The following is an 8,031-nucleotide window of genomic DNA, read 5'->3' as shown; positions in this document are numbered from 1 at the left end:
GGCACTTTAATCTCCTTTTGATCGTCAAATCAAAGACTTAGTTTAGACTAAGTTGATTAAAGTGCCCCCTTAATTGGTGTAGAGCCGGTAAAGCAGTTATAATTTAGTCATTGTCAAAATTTCGGTATAAAGACTTTTATAATTATCAGAATCAAGAGCTGTATAGTTCAAGTTTTTTAATAAGCCCGTTAGTTTCACAAAAAAATGACGCGCTTCTTCTTTGTATAGAAACTCATATTCTTTCTTAATAATATCGAATAAAATATTTAAAAATTCTTTTTGGCGACTGATGGGCACTGATACATCTATTGGATCGTAAGCATCCTGTTGTAAATAAGTCATATCAAACATAAGCGATTTTTGATAGATGATGTAATCTTTCATGGTAATTCCTTCTTCTCCCGTTACCTGCATCATATTAAAAATCTCTTGTCCTTGATGCAGTAATTGATTGACTTCCATGATTTTGATCGTCCAAGTAGGTTCAAGATTTTTCTCAAACCAAGATTTAAGCTGCTCAAAATATCTTGACCAAGAAATCAATGGATCAACAGCAGGATAAAAGCGTTTATAAGCGCGATCATAGCTTAATCCAAGGAATGTTTTAACCGAATTTAATGTAGATTGAGTAACAGGCTCTTCAAAATTACCTCCCGCTGGAGATACTGTCCCAACAATGGTCAGACTTCCCGTGGAATTATCGCTGCATTCAATTATTCCTGCTCGTTCATATAATCCTCGAATGCTACTGTCCAAATAAGCTGGAAAACCTTCTTCTCCAGGAATCTCCTCCATTCGTCCAGAGGTTTCCCGCATCGCTTGTGCCCAACGAGAAGTAGAGTCAGCAATAAGCAACACATTAAATCCCATTTGTCGATAATACTCACCAAGAGTAATCCCTGTATAAATTGAGGCCTCCCGTGCCGCTACTGGCATTGAAGAAGTGTTACATACAATAATGGTTCTATCCATTAATGTACCCCCCATTTTGGGATCGATAAGTTTAGGAAATTCATTAATTGTTTCTACTACTTCACCTGCCCGCTCACCACATGCAACAATAATGACTATATCCACATCGGAATAACGTGCGATCAAATTCTGTAAAACTGTTTTACCTGCACCAAATGGGCCTGGTATGCATGCAGTACCTCCACGGGCGATTGGAAAAAACGTGTCGATTAATCGCAAAGTTGTAATCATTGGTTCGCTAGGATACAAACGTGATGCAAGATTATTTTTCATTAAGGATTGAGCAATGGAAAATCGAACAGGCCACTTTTGCAGCATACTGACTTCTCTAGCATTATTTTTAGAATTTACAAGTTTTGCAATAGGTGTGTCGGCGGAAAAAGTACCCTGTTGGACCCATTCTACTTTAACGTGTTCTCCCATATCAAAAGGCACCATGATTTTATGCGTAAACCGTCCTTCTTGGACAACGCCCAATACATTCCCTGCATTGACGATATCTCCTGCATGCACTGTTGCGGAAAAGGACCATTTTTTTGCTGAATCAATAGAATCTTCCCGAACACCACGCGGCAAGAAGAAACCAAACTTGGTAGCAAAATTCTTTAATGGGTTTTGTAAACCATCATATATCATTCCTAAAAGACCTGGCCCCAAAGTGACGGAAAGTAGCTCCCCAGATTGTTCTACACGATTGCCAATGGCAATGCCGCTTGTTTCTTCGAACACTTGCGCAATTGCTGTCTTACCTTTTACATGTAAAATTTCTGCCATGATTCGTTCTTGGCCAGAATCTTCATCCAGGCAAATGTAAATGATTTCATTCTTGATTAGGGGTTTTGATCCTTTTTGCTCAATGTGAACAATACCTTCTTGGATTGCAATGACTATAGCATCACCTGTGAATTGTTGCTGTTTATCTTTCATGACATGCTCCCTTTGTCCTCAAGATAAAGAAATTCGACAGTTGCTTATTTAAAAGAGATTGGCTTAAATCATTAATGTGATTTAATGCATCCCTTTCATTAAATCCTGCCCAGTAATGGACAATATTCCATTTAAGTAAGTAAATAATAATTGCTTCAAAATCAAAATAATGTCCAGTTTCTGAAATGGATAAATATTTCCACATGGACGTCAATAAAAACTTTTCCACCGCGATTGTATCTTTTTTAGCAATATCTGTAGCAATCTTGGGAAGCCATGGATAAACAGCCTTCAATCCAAAATCAAGTTCATTCCAATGATTCACCAATTTGTAGTCCCAACGCGTAATCCAATCATCATTAGAACGGTCAGGCAGTCCCTTTTTTTCATCTCTAAGACGTAACGCCGCTAAAATACTGCGCAAATCAAAAAACCATAAAGTCAAATCAATTATAAAATGAGATTCATTTTTTAATATATTCTGATAAGTATTGCGTAAATCCCTTAGAGGTTTTTTAGGTATAAACCAACTTGTCCATACCAAATCCTCGACTGTCAAAGCAAGCTTGTATTTATCTAAAGGCAAGAGCTTTAAACGTTTTTCCAGCTGAAGCCGTGAAATAGGTGTTTCTTGAATTTGAAATGTCCCCTTTAGTCGGGGCAAGCTGCACACGACACTGTAATATTGGGAGTTCATTGTAATAATCCCTCCAAAAGTGCTCTAAATCGAGGTTGCATGTGCTTTATAAGCAGACTACTTACTGCATCCTCAGTTAAATCCAGTACAATTTCTTCTTCGACAAGAGAAACTTTTATTCCCGAAACTTGACTATCCTTTTGATTGATGCGAACACTCATACCTTCTCGTAACATTTGGCGAGTGATGCTTTGTACCAGAATTTTTAAGGGATCTTTTTCCATTAATTCAGGATTTTTTCTAATTTCATCAAAATCGAGTACTTTTTTGGGTAGTTGTATTTCTATATTTTTTGCTTTAAACGCGTGAAGCTGTTCTACAGTATCTATAGCGACTAAAAATATAAGTTGACGCAGTATATCTTTGTCATCTAACTCTTTATGGACTAACCTTCGGACTTCCTGTGTAAAACGATCAATGAGATTTTGCCTTAATTCAAGTCGCATATTTCGCGCAGAAAGCTGTAATGCATCTTCTGCAGCTTTTTTTTCTTGCTGAATCTTTTGGTGGGCCTCATTCAACATGGCTTTCATTTTGACCTGAGCCTCATTCAATATTTTATCGGCTTTTTGTTGTGCTTCTTGAATTAATCGCCCTGCCTCTTCCTTCCCTGCACTAACTCCATCATTTTTTAGCCGTTCAATTAAAGTTTCAACACCTTGAGAAATCACGCTGGCAGCTTTATCTTGCTTGGGTTCCATTGAAATCTCCTATATTCCATTACTTAATACCAACGCAAATACAAATATAAAAACGGCAAAACCTTCTACAATTGCAGCTGGAGCAATTGATAGTCCAAATATTTCAGGTTTATTCTTGGTTGCATTAATCGCACTGGCACAACAATTTCCTTGTTGGATCGCGCAAATCATTAAAGCAATCCCAGAGAGTAATCCAATACCAAAGAGTCCTCCAGCTATTTGTGAGGTAACCGGTCTGTTAAGCGTAAACATGATGACGATTCCCATAATCGCTTGAGTAGAAGGAAGTACCGAAACGCCAATGTATTTACCATATCCGCTGTCTGTATCTAACATCACGCCAATAGCTGCTTGCCCTGCAATAGCACAACCACAAATACTCCCTGTGGTTGCTAATGCCATCGGAGCAAATATACCGACCCATCCCAACAATATCATTAACTCATTCATGGGATATCTCCTGTTTTTTGAATGGCTGATAACAGTATCCGTCTTCCTTGATACTCCATTTAAAAAATTCAATGTAGTTCAGACGAAGTCCATGAACCACAGCACTCATAAGACATAAAGCCAAATTCATTGTTTGCCCTATAAGCAATATCAGAATTGCCAATACCCAACTGCTTGGTTTACCAGATTGTGTCATATGGTACGCCATGGAGTTAAAGGTCACTGCCAACGACGCTCCAGCTAATCCCAAAGCAAATAAGCGAAGATAACTAAGGATATCGCCGAATAAAGTAGGTAATTCTGTTAATGCGCTGAATCCATGAAGAATTCTTTTAAAAAAGCTCTTCATATTAATGATTGGTTCGTTTGAAGCAAAAATCATAATCATTAACAAACTGATAATAAAGAGTATTATAGCAGGCTGAATTATCTGACTGTTGTGTTTTAGTATTCCAAAAGAATAGAGGAGCATCGAAATAATTAATAAAATAAATCCAGCTGAATGAATTCGTTCATTGCGATATCGTGCAAACCAAGCACGCATGCCACTAGCAATGCAGATATGCAAACAACCTATAATAAGAACCACAACCATCATCAATTTAAAATTATTAATATCAATGATCTTTAATGTGGCTAACCACGTTCCCGATTTGGGTGCTACCCCCCAATAACTTCCTAACATGACTCCATATATAATTGAAAACGTACTGATCACTACCAGTAAAGGCCTGAGCCATATTGACGCATTGTAATTTCCTAGCTTTTTCCACCAAAAAAAGGTAAATAATGCCAATAATATTCCATAGCCTGCATCTGCAAGAATCATTGCAAAAAAGATGGAAAAAGAAAAAAAGATCATAATTGAAGGATCAAGAGCATGGTACCCGGGAGTTTGATAAAAATTAACGAGCATTGACCCTCCTTGCAGCCAAGGATGAGTCTCCATAAGAGTTGGCGGCAGCTCTCCGGGTAATGGAGCCTCAATAACTAAACTCAATTGGTTATTCTGACAAAATTGTGCAAGCTTTGTTAAATCAGCATGAGGCAACCAAGCTTGTAACAAAAAAAAGTCATCATGTTCTTGAGTTAATCCTGAAGCTTTTTGGAGTTCGGTTCTATCGTAAAATTGAGCTATCTCCCGAGCTAACAAATAACGATACCGGGTTAAATGCCGTCGTTCATCCTGAAGATCCTCGATTTGTTCATCGAGCTCATCTAGTTCAGCATGCAGTGCATTTAAAGCAACCGATCCTGTATGGATTCGCTCAAAAGGAAATTGCTCGTCCTTCGGCTCTTGCTCAGAAAGCAAAATAATAAATACATCACGATTATTCCGATACACCTCTTGCACAGTGCTATCTTGAGGAAGGCAGAAAATTTCTTTAAGTTTAATTTTATAAAACCATAATTTAACGCCACCTAAATCCTTTTCGGGGGGTAGAGTAAAATATCCCCATTCAGCAACCTCGCGTATTCGTTTTGTTAAAAATTCCTGGCGATCAATAGCTAACCTTAAATCATGCTGATTATTTAAAATTTGTTTCACTACCTGGTCTGCATTGAATTCTTTTGAAACAAGACGTGGTTTTTTATGCTCGGGAGAATTTTTTAGATAGAGCAATGCTGCTTTAATTTGATCGACTAATGTAGTGGACGAAGCAGTTAATGCCAATTTAATTGGCGGGTTAGTTGCTATGAGATGGATGCAACCTAATTCTTGCAATGCATTTAATATATCTGTTTTGCATTGACTTGGGCCAAGAATACTTACTTTCACAAAGGATGCAATACTCATATTGGTATCCTTTTCTTTTTAGCGATTTTCGATCGAACCACCGCTGCACGCTCATTATCGGATAAAAAAATTTGAATTAAACGGATATTATTTAATGCTTTAGGGATTAATACTTTCTCAAAAAGATTTTTCCTTTGGGTAACCGTTTGAATTGCCTTCGACAGCAGGCGTTGTCTTTCAATGGAAATTTGCAGAAGCAACTTCAATTCAATTTTTTTTTGCAACACTTCAATAAACTTTTCGATCCATTGAGGGGTATTAAAATATGAATAATGTTTCCTGTTAAAAACGAGTGCTTTCAATACAGGTAATTTAACGCCAACAATATTTTCCTCAGCAAGTGAGATTTCTCTAATCTGAATAAGTTCAGAAAACATGTTTTTTGCGCTAGTAACCATAGGTAAATCATATTCAATAAGCTTATCTAAAACTTTTTCATCCTGTTTTAACTCAGTTATTCGAGTGTCAATTCGAGTGCGTTCTGATAATAATTTTTTTCTTTTTAATTCCAAAGAAGGCAAAAATCTTTGATAATTTTTAAGATTTCTTTGCTCTAAACTGAGCGATGATTTATTCAATTTAATTTGTGTCGTCATGATCACTATCCTGTTGAGTCTTGAACTTAGGACGAAAATATTTTGCAATAAGTTCTTGTTTCATAAGTAGCTCATTCGCATGAAAACATTCTGCAAGTGTTTGCCAAGAAAGGTCCAATGCTTCCTCTAGTGAGATGGAAACTTTAATGTCCATAAATCGCGCCCGAAATAAATTACCAAATTTAAGTAGCCGCTCGTCGAATTCCGAAACTTCAAAAGCCATGGCTTGTTTTTGTTCTGCTTCGCACGCTGCAGAAAAAAAGCGGATCATGGTATTCATTATTTGACCATGATCATCGCGGGTTTGTTTGCCGATAACATGCTGCTTCAACCGGGATAATGAACCAAATGGATCAATAGAACCTGAATGCAAATAAAGCTGTCCTTCGGTAATATATCCCGTATTATCCGGAACAGGATGAGTCACATCATTACCAGGCATTGTAGTTACAGAAAGTATGGTAACCGATCCTGCACCTTGGAAATCACACGCTTTTTCATATCGTCTTGCCAATTGAGAATATAAATCGCCAAGATAACCCCGATTAGAAGGCACACGTTCCATAGCAATACCAACTTCTTTTAGTGCATCAGCAAAAGCGGTCATATCAGTTAATAGCACCAAAACGCGCTTTCCTTCTTCTATTGCCATTTTTTCTGCAACAGACAATGCCATATCGGGGATCAGTAAACGCTCTAGGATGGAATCGGATGCTTGATTTACAAACATAACGGTACGCGCTATTGAACCATGATCTTCAAATGTTTTGCGAAAAGCATAATAGTCATCAAATAACAAACCCATTCCACCAAAAACAATAATGTCTGCTTCGGCTTGCGTTGCAATTTTTGCTAATAATTCATTGTAGGGCTCACCAGCTATTGAAAATATAGGTATTTTTTGGCTTTCCACTAAACAATTAAATACATCGATCATAGGTATGTTGGTGCGAATCATTTTTGATGCCAGTGTGCGTCTTGTAGGATTAACTGTGGGTGTGCGTATGGTTATTTTATCGTCCTGCTCCAGATTAGGTCCCCCATCTATAGGTTGGCCAATTCCATTAAATACACGCCCAAGGATACTTTGGGAATAACTCACTTTCATCGGATGACCTAAAAATGTAATGGAGGCATTCGTTGATAGCCCTTTTGTACTCCCATACACTTGTAATGTAACAATCTCTTTTTCCAAATGAGTCACCTGAGACAGTAACAATCCATTTTGCGTGTGGATTAAGGCTAAGTCGTCAAGTCTTGCGACAGAAGTTGCACCAATCTCATGAGTGGATGGGACAACAATTTTCAAAATATCCCCAGTAATTTCATGAACATTTTTATAATGAATATTGTTCATGATATCCCCCTGACGTTTTTTTCGCATGAGCCATCATAACGGCTACTGCACAAGATCCGATGCGAGAACGAATATTATCCGCTCGACTGGTCAAAATGATTGGTACGGATGCCCCTAAAATAATCCCAGCAGAAATTGCGTCGGCAATTAAGACCATTTGTTTGGCCAAAATGTTACCGGCTTCTAAATTAGGAACAACAAAAATATCCACATCACCAATTACGGAAGACTTAATCTTTTTGGTCTGAGCTGCATGAAGGCTAAATACATTATCATAAGCAAATGGACCATCTACAACAGCGCCTGTAATCTGCTCTCTTTCAGCCATTTTTGCCAAACAGGCTGCGTCAGTAGTGGAAACCATTTCTGGATGTATGGTTTCAACAGCAGATAATAGTGCTACTTTAGGGAGTGTCTCTTGGTTAAATGCATGAAATAAATCGATCGCGTTTTGAATAATATCTTTTTTAACTAATAAATCTGGAGCAATATTAATAGCAGCATCAGTGACGATAAATGGCTTATGATATTTC

Annotated in this window: 8 protein-coding genes; all 8 read right to left on the bottom strand. The window is 37.6% G+C overall.

Annotation, left to right across the window (positions count from 1 at the left end; translation table 11 throughout):
* Positions 1 to 96: 96 nt before the first annotated feature.
* On the bottom strand, positions 97 to 1,899 hold the full coding sequence (locus tag Lpar_RS02690) for a V-type ATP synthase subunit A (RefSeq protein WP_058516464.1): 1,803 nt from the start codon (positions 1,897 to 1,899) through the stop codon (positions 97 to 99).
* Positions 1,889 to 2,596: a DUF2764 family protein gene (locus Lpar_RS02685; RefSeq protein ID WP_058516463.1), complete on the bottom strand. Its 708-nt coding sequence runs from the start codon at positions 2,594 to 2,596 to the stop codon at positions 1,889 to 1,891. Before Lpar_RS02685 ends, Lpar_RS02690 begins: the two co-directional genes overlap by 11 nt.
* Entirely contained in the window at positions 2,593 to 3,297 is a 705-nt protein-coding gene (locus Lpar_RS02680) for a hypothetical protein (RefSeq protein ID WP_058516462.1), read from the bottom strand. Before Lpar_RS02680 ends, Lpar_RS02685 begins: the two co-directional genes overlap by 4 nt.
* Positions 3,298 to 3,306: 9 nt before the next feature.
* Positions 3,307 to 3,747, bottom strand: coding sequence for an ATP synthase subunit C (locus Lpar_RS02675; protein ID WP_058516461.1), 441 nt, complete (start codon positions 3,745 to 3,747; stop codon positions 3,307 to 3,309).
* Positions 3,740 to 5,545 (bottom strand): V-type ATP synthase subunit I, encoded by a 1,806-nt coding sequence (locus Lpar_RS02670; RefSeq protein WP_058516460.1) that lies wholly within the window; start codon positions 5,543 to 5,545, stop codon positions 3,740 to 3,742. Before Lpar_RS02670 ends, Lpar_RS02675 begins: the two co-directional genes overlap by 8 nt.
* Positions 5,542 to 6,141: a V-type ATP synthase subunit D gene (locus tag Lpar_RS02665; protein ID WP_058516459.1), complete on the bottom strand. Its 600-nt coding sequence runs from the start codon at positions 6,139 to 6,141 to the stop codon at positions 5,542 to 5,544. The genes Lpar_RS02670 and Lpar_RS02665 overlap by 4 nt, the downstream gene beginning before the upstream one ends.
* Positions 6,125 to 7,498 (bottom strand): V-type ATP synthase subunit B, encoded by a 1,374-nt coding sequence (locus Lpar_RS02660; protein WP_058516458.1) that lies wholly within the window; start codon positions 7,496 to 7,498, stop codon positions 6,125 to 6,127. Before Lpar_RS02660 ends, Lpar_RS02665 begins: the two co-directional genes overlap by 17 nt.
* On the bottom strand, positions 7,479 to 8,031 hold a 553-nt coding region (locus tag Lpar_RS02655; protein WP_272947087.1), incomplete at its 5' end, for a phosphate acyltransferase. The genes Lpar_RS02660 and Lpar_RS02655, both read right to left, overlap by 20 nt.

The organism is Legionella parisiensis (genome assembly GCF_001467945.1).
GTDB lineage: Bacteria > Pseudomonadota > Gammaproteobacteria > Legionellales > Legionellaceae > Legionella > Legionella parisiensis.
This window is presented reverse-complemented; position numbering and strand designations above follow the sequence as displayed.

Coding starts and splice junctions, on each gene's coding strand:
- Lpar_RS02670 (WP_058516460.1), bottom strand. CDS start 5,545: ATGAGTATTGCATCCTTTGTGAAAGTAAGTATTCTTGGCCCAAGTCAA.
- Lpar_RS02690 (WP_058516464.1), bottom strand. CDS start 1,899: ATGAAAGATAAACAGCAACAATTCACAGGTGATGCTATAGTCATTGCA.
- Lpar_RS02675 (WP_058516461.1), bottom strand. CDS start 3,747: ATGAATGAGTTAATGATATTGTTGGGATGGGTCGGTATATTTGCTCCG.
- Lpar_RS02665 (WP_058516459.1), bottom strand. CDS start 6,141: ATGACGACACAAATTAAATTGAATAAATCATCGCTCAGTTTAGAGCAA.
- Lpar_RS02680 (WP_058516462.1), bottom strand. CDS start 3,297: ATGGAACCCAAGCAAGATAAAGCTGCCAGCGTGATTTCTCAAGGTGTT.
- Lpar_RS02685 (WP_058516463.1), bottom strand. CDS start 2,596: ATGAACTCCCAATATTACAGTGTCGTGTGCAGCTTGCCCCGACTAAAG.
- Lpar_RS02660 (WP_058516458.1), bottom strand. CDS start 7,498: ATGAACAATATTCATTATAAAAATGTTCATGAAATTACTGGGGATATT.